Annotated in this window: 14 protein-coding genes; 1 reads left to right on the forward strand and 13 read right to left on the reverse strand. The window is 67.3% G+C overall.

Annotation, left to right across the window (positions count from 1 at the left end; genetic code table 11):
• Positions 1-196: 196 nt before the first annotated feature.
• From TY25_RS08100 to TY25_RS08160, 13 genes are all read right to left on the reverse strand, one after another.
• Positions 197-1,231 (reverse strand): alpha/beta hydrolase, encoded by a 1,035-nt coding sequence (locus tag TY25_RS08100; RefSeq protein WP_370466194.1) that lies wholly within the window; start codon positions 1,229-1,231, stop codon positions 197-199.
• A 328-nt stretch (positions 1,232-1,559) separates the two neighbouring features.
• A complete protein-coding gene (locus TY25_RS08105; RefSeq protein WP_226887101.1) occupies positions 1,560-2,579 on the reverse strand; it encodes an alpha/beta hydrolase in 1,020 nt (339 codons plus the stop codon).
• A 323-nt stretch (positions 2,580-2,902) separates the two neighbouring features.
• On the reverse strand, positions 2,903-3,964 hold the full coding sequence (locus tag TY25_RS08110) for an alpha/beta hydrolase (protein ID WP_042255189.1): 1,062 nt from the start codon (positions 3,962-3,964) through the stop codon (positions 2,903-2,905).
• A 302-nt stretch (positions 3,965-4,266) separates the two neighbouring features.
• Positions 4,267-5,343 carry an alpha/beta hydrolase gene (locus TY25_RS08115; protein WP_042255288.1) on the reverse strand — a complete coding sequence of 359 codons (1,077 nt, stop codon included), beginning with the start codon at positions 5,341-5,343 and terminating at the stop codon, positions 4,267-4,269.
• Between the two features lie 259 nt (positions 5,344-5,602).
• Positions 5,603-7,561, reverse strand: coding sequence for an arabinofuranosyltransferase AftB family protein (locus TY25_RS08120; protein ID WP_169744329.1), 1,959 nt, complete (start codon positions 7,559-7,561; stop codon positions 5,603-5,605).
• 4 nt (positions 7,562-7,565) lie between these two features.
• The gene (locus TY25_RS08125) at positions 7,566-8,492 is read right to left on the reverse strand and encodes a decaprenyl-phosphate phosphoribosyltransferase (protein WP_042255190.1); all 927 of its coding nucleotides are present in this window, start codon (positions 8,490-8,492) and stop codon (positions 7,566-7,568) included.
• A gap of 79 nt (positions 8,493-8,571) precedes the next feature.
• On the reverse strand, positions 8,572-9,087 hold the full coding sequence (locus TY25_RS08130) for a phosphatase PAP2 family protein (RefSeq protein WP_042255292.1): 516 nt from the start codon (positions 9,085-9,087) through the stop codon (positions 8,572-8,574).
• Between the two features lie 107 nt (positions 9,088-9,194).
• Positions 9,195-11,135 carry a glycosyltransferase gene (locus TY25_RS08135; RefSeq protein ID WP_042255191.1) on the reverse strand — a complete coding sequence of 647 codons (1,941 nt, stop codon included), beginning with the start codon at positions 11,133-11,135 and terminating at the stop codon, positions 9,195-9,197.
• A complete protein-coding gene (glf, locus tag TY25_RS08140; protein ID WP_042255192.1) occupies positions 11,132-12,358 on the reverse strand; it encodes a UDP-galactopyranose mutase in 1,227 nt (408 codons plus the stop codon). The genes TY25_RS08135 and glf overlap by 4 nt, the downstream gene beginning before the upstream one ends.
• 261 nt (positions 12,359-12,619) lie before the next feature.
• Entirely contained in the window at positions 12,620-13,210 is a 591-nt protein-coding gene (locus TY25_RS08145; protein ID WP_042255193.1) for a hypothetical protein, read from the reverse strand.
• A gap of 84 nt (positions 13,211-13,294) precedes the next feature.
• On the reverse strand, positions 13,295-13,873 hold the full coding sequence (locus TY25_RS08150) for a hypothetical protein (protein WP_042255195.1): 579 nt from the start codon (positions 13,871-13,873) through the stop codon (positions 13,295-13,297).
• 80 nt (positions 13,874-13,953) lie between these two features.
• Positions 13,954-14,709 carry a MerR family transcriptional regulator gene (locus TY25_RS08155; protein ID WP_042255196.1) on the reverse strand — a complete coding sequence of 252 codons (756 nt, stop codon included), beginning with the start codon at positions 14,707-14,709 and terminating at the stop codon, positions 13,954-13,956.
• An 83-nt stretch (positions 14,710-14,792) separates the two neighbouring features.
• Positions 14,793-15,734, reverse strand: coding sequence for an EamA family transporter (locus TY25_RS08160; RefSeq protein WP_042255198.1), 942 nt, complete (start codon positions 15,732-15,734; stop codon positions 14,793-14,795).
• Between the two features lie 107 nt (positions 15,735-15,841).
• Between TY25_RS08160 and TY25_RS08165 the strand changes: the two genes are divergently transcribed.
• Positions 15,842-16,342, forward strand: coding sequence for a MarR family winged helix-turn-helix transcriptional regulator (locus TY25_RS08165; RefSeq protein ID WP_042255199.1), 501 nt, complete (start codon positions 15,842-15,844; stop codon positions 16,340-16,342).
• Positions 16,343-16,435: the final 93 nt, after the last annotated feature.

A 16,435-nucleotide genomic window follows, 5' to 3' on the forward strand; every position in this document is an offset into this window, starting at 1 on the left:
GCCCGCGCGCCGGACGACTGCCGCGACGCTCGCGTCGCCCCCATCTGCCGCGCCGAATCCCTGCCACAAGAGCTTTCTACCCCCGTAACGGCCAGGTTTCGGGGAGACACGCGCAGGACCACGCGAAACCACCTGTCCCGAAAAGCAACTCGGGCCGCACCCGAGAAGGGTGCGGCCCGAGCCGTCGGTCAGCAGGTCACCAGGCGCCGGTGGCGTCCAGGATCTGGTTGCGGGAGGCGAAGAGCTGGCCCTCCCAGTACTTCCAGGAGTGCGTGCCGGTGGCCGGGAAGTCGAACCGGGCCGGGATGCCGAGCGAGGCCAGGCGAGCCTGGAACGCCCGGGTGTTCACCAGCGAGAGCGCCTCGAGCGCCATCGCGTTACCGGTGTTGAACACGCCGACCGCGGAGTTCGGGTTGTCGTACTGGCCCGGCAGGCCGCTGGCCGCCGAGATGTACATCGGCAGACCCTTGAGCTGCGGCGCGAACACGAACGGGTCCATCCGCAGCCACGCGGGGCTCCACGGGGCGGCCATCGAGTCGACGTTGAACTTGCCCGCGTCGAGCATCGCGATGCGGATCGCCTCACGCATGCCGGGCGCGGAGATGTTCAGGTAGCCCGAGTAGGAGGCGGCGAACTTGAACTGATCGCGGTGGTACGCGGCCAGCGCCAGGGCGCCACTGCCACCCATCGAGAGACCGGCCACCGCGTTGTTGGTGCGCGAGACGCCGTAGCCCTCGAGGAACGCGGGAAGCTCCTTGGTCAGGAAGGTTTCCCACTTGTAGGTGGTCTTCTGGCCGTTGGTGTTGCTCGGCGCGTACCAGTCCGTGTAGAAGCTGGACTGGCCGCCGACCGGCATGACCAGGGTGATGTTGTCGTTCGCGAACTGCTGCAGCGCGTTGGTCTCGAACGACCAGGCGTTGCGGTCGTCGCGAGCGCGGAGTCCGTCGAGCAGGTAGAGCGCCGCGTTGCCGCCGCGCGAAGCCCACTGCACCTGGACCTTGATCGGGCCCATGCTGGACGGGACCATCAGATCTTCGAAGCCGCCTGCGGGGGAACGCAATACCGGCGCGTGCGCCGGCGCCGCGGTGGCGATCGGGGCCGCCACACCGGCGGCGATCGGTAGCGCCAGCGCGGCGGCACCGACAGCCAGAATTCGTTGGCGCCAACTACGAGGTGCGCCGCGCCGGCCCGACTTGGTTCTCATCGGCGCGGCCGCCCTGCCGAAACGCATGAATCCTGCTCTCTTTCTGCTTTTCTGCCTGTTGTGGTGCGGTCGGCGACCCGGGGAGGGCGCAACCACACCAGTGCTGCCAACGAGACGCACGCCGCTCCACACCGGACCCCGACTTTCCGGCACAGGCGACCGCGCTACAACGATCTGGTCACACTTGCGCTCGCTGGACGATATTCGACGCCCGAAGCCTTAGCAAGGCCGAGGCAACCAGGTGGCCGAAATCCGCCCGTACGCAATCTGTGATGGTGCGGTGACCCTATCGCGTCGGCGCGGTGATTGTCGTGCCGGAGCACCAAATTTTCACCTGATGGCCGGAAGTGTCAGCTCACCCCAAATTCGCGCTCAGGTCGGGCAGCATCTGGAACACCTGGTCCTGCCAGTAGTTCCAGCTGTGCACACCCACCGGGGTGTAGACGAAGTTCGCGTTGCTCGGGCCGAGGCTGTTAAGCCGCGCTTCAAAGGCGCGAGTGTTGGCCAATGCGATCGTTTCCAAAGCCATCGCATTACCGAGGTGGTAGACGTCGATCGGCGAGTTGATCACGTCCCGTGGGCCGTTGACGCCATTGCCGGTGGCGATCCAGAGCCGAGTTCCGTTGGCACGCAACAGCGGCGCGAACATGAACGGATCGTTGCGCAGCCAGCGCGAATCCCATGGCGGACCCCACATGGCGTCGATGTTGAACCCGCCCGCGTCGAGCATGGCCAGGCGCAAGCCCTCTTTCATGGCAGGCGCGGAAATGTTCAGATAGCCGGAATAGGAAGCGGCATAACGAAACTGGTCGGGATGATAAGCGGCCAGCGCGAGCGCGGCACTGCCGCCCATGGACAGGCCGAACACCCCGTTGCCGTGCGGGTGGAAACCCAGCCGGTCGCGCAACGCCCAGCGCAGATTGTTCGACAGGAAGCTCTCCCACGCGTACGGCTGCTGCTGCCCGTTGGTATTGCTCGGCGCGACCCAATCCGAATAGAAGCTGGACTGCCCGCCCACCGGCATCACGACGTTGATGTTCCAGCTCGGCAGCACCCGCGAGATGTCGGTGTCGATTTCCCAGCCGCTCAGGTCGTTGCGGGCGCGCAGTCCGTCGAGCGCGTACACCACCCGGCGGGTGTTGCCGTCGGCGGCACGGAAGATCCGGGATTTGATCGGGCCCATGCTGGAGTCGACCCAGAAGTCGAAGCCCGCGGGGTCGAACCCGGCCCGCGCGGCCGGGGCAAGGCCGCCGAGCGCGGCGCCGAACGGCAGGGCCAGCGTCACGGCGAGGCCGAGCAGCGCGCGTCGCAGCCAGCGCCGATCCGCCCGCGCGGCACGTCCGGCAACTACCCCGCGCACTCCACCTGCTCGCATCGATCCGACCTTTCACCGCGCGCTCGCCATTGACCGCAACTGTTGTGCACAGAGATCGACACTTCGGGATCGAAGACTTCCATACGAAGCTCTCGATTTTATCGCTCTTCTATATGCAGTTTTGTGCGGAATGTGGTTTCGAAAACGCGCTGCGATGCCGGATCGTGACAAAGCCAGGTATTTGCCAACGAAGCGAAAGGGCAACGACCGCAATGTTTGCCGAGCGCAGCATTCTTACGCCAGCGACTATTCAGACAACAAGTGCGCAAACGACGGACCGCCCGGCGCTGCGTAGCGCCGGGCGGTCCGTCGGGTCGAGTGTGTCAGCCGATGTTGGCGGACATGTCCGGGATCATCCGATTGGCCTCGTCGATCCAGTTGTTCCACGCGTGGATACCGAACGCCGGGTAGGAGTAGACGGCGTTGCCGCCACCCAGGGTGGCCATCCGGACCTCGAAGGCGCGCGTGTTTGCCAGTGCCAGCGCCTCGAGGCCCATACCGTTCAATGTGTTGAAGCTCGGTCCGTCCTGCGCCGTGGGCAGGCCGCTCGCCGCCGCGATCCACAGCCTGGTGCCGTTGCGGACGAGGTTGGGCGCGAACACGAACGGATCCATCCGCAACCACTGCGGGCCCCACGGCGGCGCCATGGAGTCGACGTTGTAGCCGCCCGCGTCGAGCATCGCGATGCGGATCGCCTCCCGCATGCCGGGCGCGGAGATGTTCAGGTAACCCGAGTACGAACCCGCGAAGCTGAACTGATCCGGGTGGTACGCGGCCAGGGTGAGCGCGGCGCTGCCGCCCATGGACAGGCCGAACACACCGTTGCGGTTCGGGTTGAAGCCGAGCCGGTCGCGCAGCGCGTTGCGCAGATCGCGGGTCAGGAAGGTCTCCCACTGGTACCGGTAGCTCTTACCCGGGCCCGCGGCCAGGATGTTCAGCGCACCGGAGCCCGAGGACGAGCCGCTGCCGGCCGGGATGCCGAGCAGTTCGCTCGGCGCGTTCCAGTCGGCGTAGAAGCTGGACATGCCGCCGACCGGCATGACGACATTGATGTTCCAGTCCGCCAGCTGCTGGGGGACGTTGGTCTCGATCTCCCAGCCGTTGAGGTGCTCCGGCGCCCGCATGCCGTCGAGCACGTAGGCGACCCGGTTGGTGTTGCCGTCACGGGCCGGGATGATGCGGGTCTTGATCGGGCCCATGCCCGAGTCGACCCAGAAGTCGAAGGCCGCGGGATTGAACGCCGCCGACGCGGTGGCGCCGCTGCCGGCTGCCGCCAGACCGAAGGGCACCAGCAGTGCCGTAGCTACCCCCAGTGCGGATCGCTTGACCCAGGCACCGGTCGCGCCCGGTTTTCCGGGGCCACGTCTCCAGCGGGCAAATCGCATCAACTCGACCTTTCGTTCAGGCAGCCGGGGTAGCAAATATCTGGCAATCTACACCGGCCCCCGTATCGGACACCAAGAGCCCTCGTCCGAACAAATCGGACGAATCGACCTCAGCACATGTTCTCCGTGTATCAATCGGTACTGGATGCTTCTATGTTGCTGGAAAGTGACCCAAGCCACAACTTTCGCACCCGTACCCTTCTCATTCGTTACCAAACAAGCGTTGGACGACCGTCCTGCACAAAATAAACCGCCCGGTGCCGGGGCACCGGGCGGTTCGCGTCGAGCGACCTATCGGAAGATCATCCGATATTGGCGGACATGTCCGGAATCATCCGGTAAACCTCATCCGCCCAGTAGGTCCAGTTGTGCACACCGACGGCCGGGAAGTCGTAGGTGGCGTTGTCGGCGCCCAGCGTGAGCATCCGGACCTGGAACGCGCGGGTGTTGGCGAGCGCGAGCGCCTCGAGTCCCATCGCGTTGAGGGTGTTGAAGCTCAGCCCGTCCGCACCGCTGGGCAAACCGCTGCCCGCGGAGATCCACAGCCGGGTGTTGTTGGCCTTCAACCGCGGCGCGAACACGAACGGATCCATCCGCAGCCACTGCGGGCCCCACGGCGGCGCCATGGCGTCGATGTTGAAGCCGCCCGCGTCCAGCATGGCCACCCGCAGCGCCTCGCGCATACCCGGTGCCGAGATGTTCAGGTAGCCGGAATACGAACCGGCGTAACGGAACTGGTCCGGGTGGTAGGCGGCCAGGGTGAGCGCGGCGCTACCGCCCATGGACAGGCCGAACACCGCGTTGTTGTTCGGGTTGAAGCCGAGCCGGTCACGCAGCGCGTTGCGCAGGTTCTGGGTGAGGAAGGTCTCCCACTTGTAGGTGTTCGACTTGCCCATCCCCGCGGAACCGGAGAGCAGCCCGGAGCCGGAGTTACCCGAACCCGAGTTGGCCGAACCGGTGGAGGAGGAACCCGCGCTGCCGAGGCCGAAGAAGTTGCTCGGCCCGTTCCAGTCGGCGTAGAAGCTCGACGGGCCGCCGACCGGCATGACGACGTTCATATTCCATTTGGTCAGCTCGCGCACGACCTCGGTATCGACTTCCCAACCGCTCAGGTCGGGGCGCGCCCGCATACCGTCGAGCGCGTAGACCACGCGCCCGGTGTTGCCGTCGGCGGCGCGGAAGACCCGGCTCTTGATCGGCCCCATCTCGGAGTCGACCCAGAAGTCGAAGCCGTCCGGATTGAAGGCGGCCGACGCGGTTCCGGCGGGCCCTGCCACCGACACCCCGAGCGGGAGCAGAATCGCCACCGACACCAGCACCGAACGCTTCAGCCACGATCCGGCTCTTCGAGTATTCGGACGCCCGAACACGCCTCGCATCAGTTTCGACCTCTCGTTCATGCAACGGCATCGGCCGTGTCTCACGATGACCCGCCGATGCCCACAACAAGTTGACGTCATGACGGGCGTACTTTCGCAGCGTAGCGCTTCATCGTTGCGGGGGCGTTATCGAAACGAGACTAAGCGGTGGACGCCACGTTGTAGGGCCTCGCCAATGCGACCACTGGGCCCCCTGTGAAAGCTGGGCCCAGTGGTTACGCGCGAGGTGGCCGCAATGTGCCACCGTGGCGGAATTGCGTCAGCGCGGCGGCTGCGGCGGCCGGGGGAACGGATCGACCAGACCGCAGCGCTCGATCTCGTACTTCGGCACGCGATCGATCCGGTACTCGGCGAAGCGCAGCGCGTTCTTCAGGTTGTGCCGGAAGCGCTCGAAGGTGAGCGGTTCCCGGGAGGAGATGAGCAGCGCCTGGGTGTCCGGGCAGGACATCGCGGTGCGCGCCTGGGTCACCCACTTCTCGTCCATGTACCAGGGCATCCACGGGTGCCGGTCGACCATGCCGGTGTCCACGACCACCCAGTCCGAATACAGGTTCTTGTCGTGCCCGATCCGGCCGTCGACGAGCCGTTCGGTATGCGCGGCGAGCGGATACGCCAGCCCCATCTGGTCGATGACGCGCACGTTCAGCGGCACGTTCATGCTGGTCATGCCCAGGTTCAGGAAGTAGACCGTGTGCCCGGCGCCGCCCGCGGGGATCGGCTGCGGCGGGGGCGCGATGTACCAGAACATGAACGACGGCGAGTTCAGCAGCAGGCCGCCGTTCGGGGTGTCGGCGATGCCGTTGACCATCGGCCGGATGCGCGGGTAGTCGAGGTAGTCCTCGGCCAGGATCGGGTGATCGTGCCCGGTGTTGAGCACGTAGTAGACCCGTTCGTCCACGATGCCGGACGAGCTGATCTTGGTGCCGGTCTTGATGGCCGTGGTGTTGGCCGCGAACAGCGCCCAGCCCGCGGTGCCGAGCAGCGCGAACAGCACCACGACGAAGGACCAGTCGGCGACGGTCGCCGCGCGCAGGCCGCCCTGCGGCAGCCGGACCGGCACCACCGCGACCGGCAGCAGCAGCAAGAACAACTGCGCCAACAGCATTCGGCCGTGCATGAAGTCACCGCCGACCCGCAGCGCGTACACGGTGAGGACGAATCCGCTGAACAGCACCAGGGTCACCACGGCGGCGGGCGAACGCAGCCACTCGCGCACCCGGCGCACGCTGCGGCGCCGCGGTTCGTCGGGGGTGGCGTGTCGCCCGGCGGGCGCGGCTACGGGACGGGAGCGCGCCGCCACGACACCGGCGGCGAGCAGCACCAGCAGCGGCACCCACAGGTAGTACGGGCCGACCAGATCCCAGAGGTAGGTGAAGCCCTGCCCCCACTTCGCGCCGCCGGCGTCCTTGGCCACCGCGGTGTTCGGGTAGGGCAGGCCGTAATAGCCCATCCGCCAGATCTGGTAACCCAGCGGCAGCACGCCCGCGACGGCGATGATCAAGGCGCGCAACACGATCGGGCGCAGCCTCGACCCGGGCATCGGGGCGAGGAAGATCATCAGCAGCGCCAGGCCGCCGACCACGGCCATCTCGGGCCGGATCAGCGGCGCGAGTCCGGCCAGGAACACCAGGCCGAACAGCCCGGGCAGGCGCACCCGCTCGGCCTGACTCCAGCGCACCAGCTGCCACCACAGCAGGCCGAGCCAGCAGATGACCAGGCAGCTCTCCAGGCCCGAGGTGACGTAGTCGCGCGCGGGCGGCACCGCGATGTAGACGAGCGCGCCCGCGGGCAGCAGCAGCCCCGACTTCGTGCCGCCCCACAGACGGCCGGTACCGAGCATGGCGAACACCATCGCCGCGAGCGAGAGCGTCAAAGCCACACCGAGCACGACGTATTCGAGCCTGGCCTGAGTGAGCCAGCTGAAGAACCAGACGATGTAGGTCCACGCGGTGCTGGTGTTGGTCTCGACCCGCTCGTCCATGTTGAAGACGGGGCCGTTGCCTGCCAGCAGATTGCGTACCGTGCGCAGCACGATGAGTCCGTCGTCGGCGATCCAGCGACGCTGCCAGCCGCCGACGGCGAAAAGGACGACGGTGAGCACGATCCCACCGACGAACGTGGCTCGGGATAGCCGGGCGAACCGCGACGCCGAGCGGGCCGGCTGCGCAGCCGGCCCGTCGTTCGCGTTCTCCGAACGCTGCACTCCCGCTACCAACATCTCGTCAGGTGAGATAGACAGCGACACCTACCGCTCCGATCAAGGCGATTGCGAGGAGCTGGAGGACGCGGTCCCCCAGCGCGATCTCTTCAGGTTCACCGGCCTGGCCGCCATCGACGTCGACCGCGTAACGCAGAATTGCGATGGTAAACGGAATCATAGAGATTGCGTACCAATTGGTGTCTTTCAGGCTGTCCTGTTGGAAGGCCCACAGACCGTAGAACACCACGACAGCGGTCGCCGCGAGGGTCCAGACGAATCGCAGGTAGGTCGGCGTGTAGTACTCCAGCGACCGGCGGATCTTGGCGCCCGTGGCCAACGCGATCTGCAGCTCGGCGTAGCGCTTACCGGCCGCCATGAACAGCGAGCCGAACGCCATGACCAGCAAGAACCATTGCGACAGATCGATATTCGCGGCCGCGCCACCGGCCACCGCGCGCAGCAGGAAGCCCGAGGACACGATGCAGATGTCGAGCACCGCCTGGTGCTTGAGGCCGAAGCAGTAGGCCAGCTGGATGCCGATGTAGACCGCCATCACCACGGCGAGATGCCAAGAGGCGAGGAACGATCCGGCGATCGAGCCGACGAGCAGCACCAGCGACAGCGCGTAGGCGAGATTGACCGGGACCACGCCGGCCGCGATCGGCCGGAACCGCTTGGTCGGATGCGCCCGGTCGGCTTCCACGTCGAGCGCGTCGTTGACCAGGTAGATGCCCGAGGCCGCCATGCAGAACACCACGAACGCGATGCCGACATGCGCGAGCACATCGATCTCGTTCACCGTACCCGCGGCCAGCGGGGCCGCGAGCACGAGGACGTTCTTGACCCACTGCCGCGGGCGGATCGCCTTGAACAGCCCACCGGCCAACGTTTTCGGCGGACCCTTGACGACCGCCTCAGCTAGGTCTGCTCCGGTTGGCTCTTCACTCATGACGCCACCTCGCTGACGCTCGGCTCCGTCATGCGCGACGCGCGCTGGGTCATGATTCGCTCGCTGCGCTCCCTCATGGTCACTTACCAGTGCTCTTTCTTGTGCGGTCATCGAGTCTCTTTTCGGCGGCAAGCACAACGGCGGCGGACGCGGCACCGAGTGCGGAACCGGCGAGCACATCGGAGGGATAGTGCACCCCGAGGACAACCCGGGAAAGCAGCATCGGCGGCACGAGCACCGCAGGCAAGGGTAGCCCGGTCAACCTGCCGAGCAACACGGCCGCCGCGGTGGTCGAGGTGGCGTGCGAGGACGGGAAGCTCAGCTTGCTCGGCGTCGACACGTTGACCTGCACCGACGGATCGTTCGGGCGCGGGCGGCGGACCACCCGCTTGATCACGATCGAGGCCGCGTGCGCGCCGACGGCGCCCACCGCGACCCCGGCCCACTGCCTGCGCCGCGGCTTGTCCACGACCCAGCCCGCGGCCGCGATGCCGACCCAGCCGAGCGCGTGCTCACCGAAGTGCGACATCCCACGGGCCGCCTTGATCACCTCGGGGGTGGCGATCTTGGCCTGCACCGCGTTGAGAATCTTCACCTCGGCCGGGACCTGCGTGCTCGACGGGACCGCCGAGACCGGCCCGCCGTGCCCGTTCGAACTCTGCAGCGGCTGATTCACCGCCGTGTTGTCGACCGCACCGGAACTCAAGACTTCTCGCCCTTCGTCTGCGCACCGAGGCCGAAGGCGTTCTCCCAGGCCGCGGTGCTGGTCAGCTGCGGATGCGCGGCGCGGTAGCGCTGCTGCATCTCGGGGAAGCGCGCGGCCAGTTCCTTGCGCAGGCGCATCGCTTCTTGGAACAGGCCGAGGGCCTGGCGCGGGTCACGCTTGCGGTAGACCACGCCACGTCCGTCGGCGGTGGTGACGGTAACTCCGTCGACCTGCGACAGCAAGAACCACCGCGCGTCCAGTGTCGGGACGTTCAGCTGCGGGGTCTCGTGATGCTGGGCGTGTGCCGGACGCAGGTTGTGCAGCACGCCCTTGGCCAGCCGGACCACCTTGGCGATCGGGTTGGCCGGCTCGGCGACCGCGCCCACCTCGAGGTGGCTGGCCAGCGGCAGCTCGGTGGACGAGGGCAGGATCACCGCGTCCGGGTACTGCTTGCGCAGCGCGTGCACCGCGCCGAGCGCGCTCGGCAGCAGCTGGAACAGCCGCTCCGGCCCGGCGAGGAAGTCGCGGATGGCCAGGTTCTGGATGGCGACCGTCGAATACTCCAGGCAGAGCAGGTGTTTCAACGTCGCCTTGATGGTGTTGACCACCATCGCCTTGCCGTTGCCCGGCAGGTGCAGCGAGGCGACGACCAGGCGATTGCGCAGGTGGAAGTAGGCCTGCCAGTCGATGGCGTCGTCCTTGTCGCTCCACGCCATATGCCAGACCGCGGCACCGGGCAGGGTGACCGTCGGATAGCCGTGGTCGCGCGCGCGCAAGCCGTATTCGACGTCGTCCCACTTCAAGAACAGCGGCAGCGGCTGCCCGATCTGCTCGGCGACCTGGCGCGGGATCACGCAGGTCCACCAGCCGTTGAAATCGACGTCGATGCGCCGGTGCAGCAGCTTGGAGTTGTCGCGGTCCTTGAGCGGGTGCTTGGCGAAGTCGTGGTCGTATTCGACGTTGGGCGCCGAGGTCCACATGAAGATGCCGCGGTCCACCACCTCGCCCATGCTGTGCAGGTGCGAACGCTCCTGCAGGTTCAGCATCTGACCGCCGACCAGCATCGGCGATTTGGCGAACCGGGCGAAGGCCAGCGCGCGCAGGATCGAATCGGGCTCGATCTCGATATCGTCGTCCATGTAGACGATGTACTCGGCGTCGGTGGTCTTCAGCGCCTCGTACATCACCCGGCTGTACCCGCCGGAGCCGCCGAGGTTCGGCTGGCCGCGGATCACCAGGCGGTCCCCGAGCACGGCGGCCGCCTCATCGAAACCGGGTTCGTCGACCACCTTGCGGTTGCCCTGGTCGGCCACGATCACCGCGGTGACCTGCTCGAGCACCAGCGGGTCGGAGCCGAGCGCGCCCAGCGTTTTCACCAGGTCCGTCGGCCGGTTGAAGGTCGGCATGCCGCACGCGATGGTGCCCGCGCCGGGCGCCTCGATCGGCGCGTACCAGCCGCCGGCCAGCAGGGTGACCGCGGTGTCGGAGGTGATGTCGAACCAGATCCAGCCGCCGTCCTCGAACGGGCCGAGATCGGTCTCGAACTCCACGGACACCGATTCGGTGCCGGGCGCGACGGCGAACTCCTTGCCCTGCACGTGGATTCGCGAACCGTCCGCCTTCGAGCGGTACACGTCGACCCGGCCGTGCCCGGCCAGTTCCAGCCGCAGCACCACCGCGGACAGGACGCTCCAGCGGCGCCAGTAACTGGCGGGCAGCGCGTTGAAGTAGGTGCAGAACGACACCTCGGACTCCGCGCCGATGGACAGCGAGGTCCGGGTGGCGGCGTGCGCGCGCCGGGCGTTGGTCGCGGATTCCTCGACGTACAGGGTGCGCACATCCAGCGGCTCACCCGGCCGGGGCAGGATGATTCGTTGCAGCAGCGACTTCGCGCGGGTCTCGGTGGCCATATCGTCCAAAAGGGATTGGGAGGTCATTCTGCACTTTCAGCGGTCAGCGGGGCGCCGGTCTCCACGTGCGGCCGCAGCACATTGTCGAACATGCTCAGCGCGCTACCGATCGCCATATGCATGTCCAGGTACTGGTAGGTGCCCAGGCGGCCGCCGAAAAGGACCTTCTCCGTTGCGGTTTCCTTCTTCGCGAGCGCGCGGTAGGCGGCCAGCTTGGCGCGATCCTCCGGCGTGTTGATCGGGTAGTACGGCTCGTCGCCGGTCTGCGCGAAGCGGGAGAACTCGCGCATGATCACCGTCTTGTCGTTCGGGTAGTCGCGCTCCGGGTGGAAGTGGCGCGGCTCGATGATCCGGGTGAACGGCACGTCCGCGTCGTTGTAGTTCATCACCGAGGTGCCCTGGTAGTCACCGGTCTCGAGCACCTCGGTCTCGAAATCGATGGTGCGCCAGCCGAGTTCGCCCTCCCGGTAGTCGAAGTAGCGATCCAGCGGGCCGGTGTAGACGACCGGCGCGTCCGGGTTCGCCGCGCGCAGTTCCGCGCGCACCTCGAACCAATCGGTGTTCACCCGCACCTCGATGAGCTCCGAGGCGGCCATGTTCTCCAGCCACTTCGTGTAGCCCTCTTTGGGCAGGCCCTCATAGGTGTCGTTGAAGTAGCGGTTGTCGAAGGTGTAGCGCACCGGCAGCCGGGTGATGTTGCCCGCGGGCAGTTCCTTCGGGTCGGTCTGCCACTGCTTGGCGGTGTAGTCGCGGATGAACGCCTCGTACAGCGGGCGCCCGATCAGCGAGATCGCCTTCTCCTCCAGGTTCTGCGCGTCCTTGGTCTCGATCTCCGAGGACTGCTCGGCGATGAGCTTGCGCGCCTCCTCCGGTGTGAAGTAGCGGCCGAAGAACTGCGAGATCAGGCCCAGACCCATCGGGAACTGGAAAGCCTGGCCCTTGTGCATCGCGAAGACCCGATGCTGGTAGCCGGTGAACTCGGTGAACTGGGTGACGTAGTCCCACACGCGCTTGTTCGAGGTGTGGAACAGGTGCGCGCCGTACTTGTGGATCTCGATGCCGGTATCCGGATCCGGTTCCGAATAGGCATTACCGCCCATGTGGTAGCGACGGTCGAGCACTAGAACGCGTTTGCCGAGCACCGAGGCGGCGCGTTCGGCGACGGTCAGGCCGAAGAAGCCGGAGCCGACGACGATCAGGTCGTACTGTGCGGAGTTGGCGGAGGTACCCGGGGACGATGCGACGGTCACGGGAGCCCAGAGTATCCGAAGTCCGCGCGGGCTCCGGGTGGAGTCACGAGGAGCACGGAACCGGCCGCTGCCCCGGCCCGCTTTCGCGTCCCCGCCATCCGAATTTCGCCCGGAATTCGCCGATCATGGCGCCACCGGTAAGACGTCGCCGATTGACTGATCGGTCGCCCGTTGCCGCGCGCGGGTCGTTCGAATGACACGCGCGCGTGGCAATGGAAAACGCGCGGCAGTCACCACCTCCGGAAACCTCTGACAGGGTGGTCAGGGCCGAGGGGGCTGGTGGGGTTGTCCGCCTTGGGGATTCAGGTGCGGTGCGGGGAAGGGTTGCGGCATCGGCGGGACGGGGAGCGGGGCGGCCGGCGGCGTAGCGAGGGCGAGGACCGTGGCGGTCAAGGCGACGACCGCGCCGCAGACCAGCACCAGGAAGGAGAATTCCGCGTCGACGGCCAAGCCGCGCTCGCCACCGTAGACCGCGCTGATCAGGCCGCCGACGAAGGTCCAGGCGCCTCCGATGAGCAGCATCGGGCGGCCGAGCGGCTTGCCGCTCAGGTACAGCAGGCCACCCAGCGCGAGGACTCCGGCCATGAACGCGGAAACGACCAGCAGGACTGCCAGCCCGGAATGGACATCCTCGGTGAGTTTCCAGGCGTCGTAAGTCTCCAGGAACGCCGGGTCGCCGCTGGTCGGTTTCTTGATCCTGTCCACCGTCCGCAACACGTGAGCGCCGAGCAGCGCGCCGCCGCAGGCCGTGAGGCCGCCGACGCACGCGGCCAGACCTGCCAGCACCTCGGATGACGGCCGCGGCACCGGCGGCGGAAAGTAATTGCCGGGTCGGCCATATGGATCGTTCATCGAACCCCCCTCGTGATCGGAGGGAACCCTACCGGGTACGAGACTGTCGATCGAGCCCTGTCTAAGCGGGCAGTGACGCCGGGGTCACGCGTCGGCCGTGCCGTAGTCGATGCGCTCGGCGCGACGGCGGGACGGGGTGAGCTCGAGCCGGCGGGCGGTGTAGCGGGACGAAGCCAGGATGAACACGGCGAGCGGGAAGGCCGCGGAGGCGAGTGCCGCCATCCAGTCGCGGTGCAGCAGCGCGGTCAGGCTGCCGATGAGCCCGCCGAACAGGCCGTTGACGGTTTCGAGCACCCGGCTTTCTTCCGGAATCCAATCGATGCCGTAGTCGGGCTGGTATCCGGTGAGCGAAACCACCAGGGCGGCAAGGGCTGTCACGGTCAGCACGCCCGAGGTGACGATCAGGAGGTAGCGACCCATCTCGTTGCGGCGCAACAGCAGGACGGCGCCGTAGCCGAGAGCGAGCGCGGCGAGCAACGCACCCACGATCGAGAACGCGGCGAGCGATTTGTCGATGTGTGGTGGCTGATGGCGCAGGGCGTTCAACACCGCCCGCTCGCCCCACAGTTCGAACAGGGCGGTACAGAGCGCGAGCACCCCCGCGACGGTCGCGACCACGCCACCGGGTTCCGAGGTGCGTGCGCCCGGCTCGGCCTCTGCCATGTCTGGCCCCCTTTCGGTCGACCGCACCGAAAACGGCCGGCACGCATCATTATGCGCACCGGCCGTCGGTAGAGCCCGATCTACAGCTGTGTCTCCGCGTAGACCCGCATGGCGTCACGGACGAACTCCGCCGTCCCCGCGCCGTGCACGTCGTAGTTCGCGCCGAAACGCGGATCCGCGACGTACATCTCGCCGAGTCCGATGAAGGCCTCCTTCACCACGGCGCGGCCCTGCCAGCCGTCGCCGATCCAGGCGCGGTGGCGGGCGGTGATGGCCTGGGCCTCGGGGCTGTCGGGGGTGAGCCCGGCGGCGTGCGCCCTGCCGTAATCCGCGGCGATGTCCTTGGCGGTCTGCATGTGCGCCTGCTTCTGCTCCGCAGTGAGCCCGCGCCACCATTTGTCACCGCTGTCGTAGGCTTCCCTACCCCAGCGTTCGATCACCTCGTCCTTGTACTGCGTGTGGTCGAAGCCGTCGAAAACCTCTGCTGCCATGAGTTGTTCACCTCTTTCCGTCTTGTGCAGCGTTGTTTGCACCGACTCGATCTGGCGCCGGATCCGATCCTGTTCCTGCCGGAGCAGTTCCAGGTGCGTGCGCAGTGCGGCACCGGTGTCCTGTTCGCCCGCGAGCACTTCGGCGATGACCGGCAGGCCCAGGCCGAGTTCACGCAGCAGCAGGATGCGTTGCAACCGCACCAGGGAGTCCTGGTCGTAGAAGCGGTAACCGTTGGTGCCGATCCGGCTCGGCGGCAACAGCCCGAGCTGCCCGTAGTGGCGCAGCGTGCGGCTGGTGGTACCGGCCGCCTTGGCCAGATCCTGGATGGACCATTCGGTGTGCACGACCTTCTCCCTTCTTTCTCGTCGGTGTATCCAGCATGCAAGTTGACGCTACGTCAAGGTCAACCCTGATTATCGGGCGAATCTCAGCGGGACTCGACCAGCACGGGAGCCGGGGCCGGGGCCGGGACGACCGCCGCGGGCTTCGGGCGTCCGGCAAGCTGGCCGTACACGGTGCCGGCCAGCGCGATGACCAGCCCCGCCACCTGCAGCGGGCCGAGCGCCTGACCCAACGCGATCCATCCGATCACCGCGGCCGACACCGGACTCAGCAGCCCGAGGAAGGCGACCGAGGTCGCGGGCACCTTGGAGATGCCGCGCACCCAGAGCCAGTAGGCCACGGCGGTTCCGATCACGGCGAGGTACAGGTAGCCACCGATGGCACGCCCGTCCAGCGCGGGCGGCGCGCCCTCGATGAGCACGGCCGGCGGCAGGATGAACAGGCCGCCGGCGGTCAGCTGCCAGCCGGTCAGCACCAGCGGGCCGACCCCCGCGGGCCGCCCCCAGCGCTGGGTGAACACGGTGCCCGCCGCCATGGACGCGGCTCCGGCCAGTCCGGCGACGACGCCGACGGTATCCAGCTGCGCGTTGGCCTTCAACACGACGAGCGCGACGCCGAAGACGCCGATCAAACCGGCGAGCACCTTGCGCCCGTTGGGCTTTTCCGCGAGCACGACGGTCGCGAAGGCGAGGGCGAACATGGGCGCGACCGCACCGAGGACACCGGCGACACCGCCGGGCAGCCGGTACGCGGCCAGGAACAGCAGCGGGAAGAACGCGCCGATATTGAGGACGCCGAGGGCGACGGCCCGGCCGATCCAGATGCCGCGGGGCAGCATCCGGGTGAAGGCGAGCAGCACGAGTCCGGCGGGCAGCGCCCGCATGAGCGCGGTGAACAGCGGACGGTCCGGCGGCAGGAATTCGGTGGTGACGGCGTAGGTGGAACCCCAGACGATGGGGGTGAGGGCGGTCAGCGCCAGGGTGCCCGCGTACGAGGTGCCGGTGCGCGGGGTTGGGCTTATGGTCATGTCGTTCGCTCCTCATTGATAATCTCAACGTTGAAATATCTACCCGCAGAGTTATCTCAACGTCAAGTTGTTCAACATTAAGATTCTTGAAGGTGAGAGGAGTCACAATGGCGGACGCGGTGGACCTGTTCACCCAGCACTGGAACCGGGAACGACCCGAGGTCGATGTCTCGCCGATGGCCGTGATCGGCCGGGTTCAGCGGCTGTCGCGGCTGTTCGAGCACGAGCTGAAGCGCTTCTTCGGCGGCTTCGACATGGAGTTCTGGGAGTTCGACGTACTCGCCACGCTGCGCCGCTCCGGCAGCGAAGAAGGACTCACCGCGGGCGCGCTGCTCAAGGTGGCGATGGTGACCTCGGGCGCGATCACCAATCGAATCGACCGCCTGGCCACCAAGGGCTGGGTGGAGCGCATCCCGTGCCCGGAGGACCGCAGGGTTATCCGGGTCCGGCTCACCCCGGAGGGCCGCCGGACGATCGACGACCTATTGCCTCAGCACATGGCGAACGAGCAGCGCATGCTCGCCGTGCTGGACGCGGACGCGCGCGAGCCACTCGCGGGACTGCTCCGCACGCTCACCGAGGCACTGGGCGACGGCGTCCCGGAGTGATTGCCGCGCAACAACACTCGCGGTAGCGGCGCTCAGCGACCCCCGTCCGCGGGGGTGGCCGGAAGCGGCAGGGCCGGCGTCGGCCGCGGGTCG

The organism is Nocardia brasiliensis NBRC 14402 (assembly GCF_000308475.2).
Taxonomy (GTDB): domain Bacteria; phylum Actinomycetota; class Actinomycetes; order Mycobacteriales; family Mycobacteriaceae; genus Nocardia; species Nocardia brasiliensis.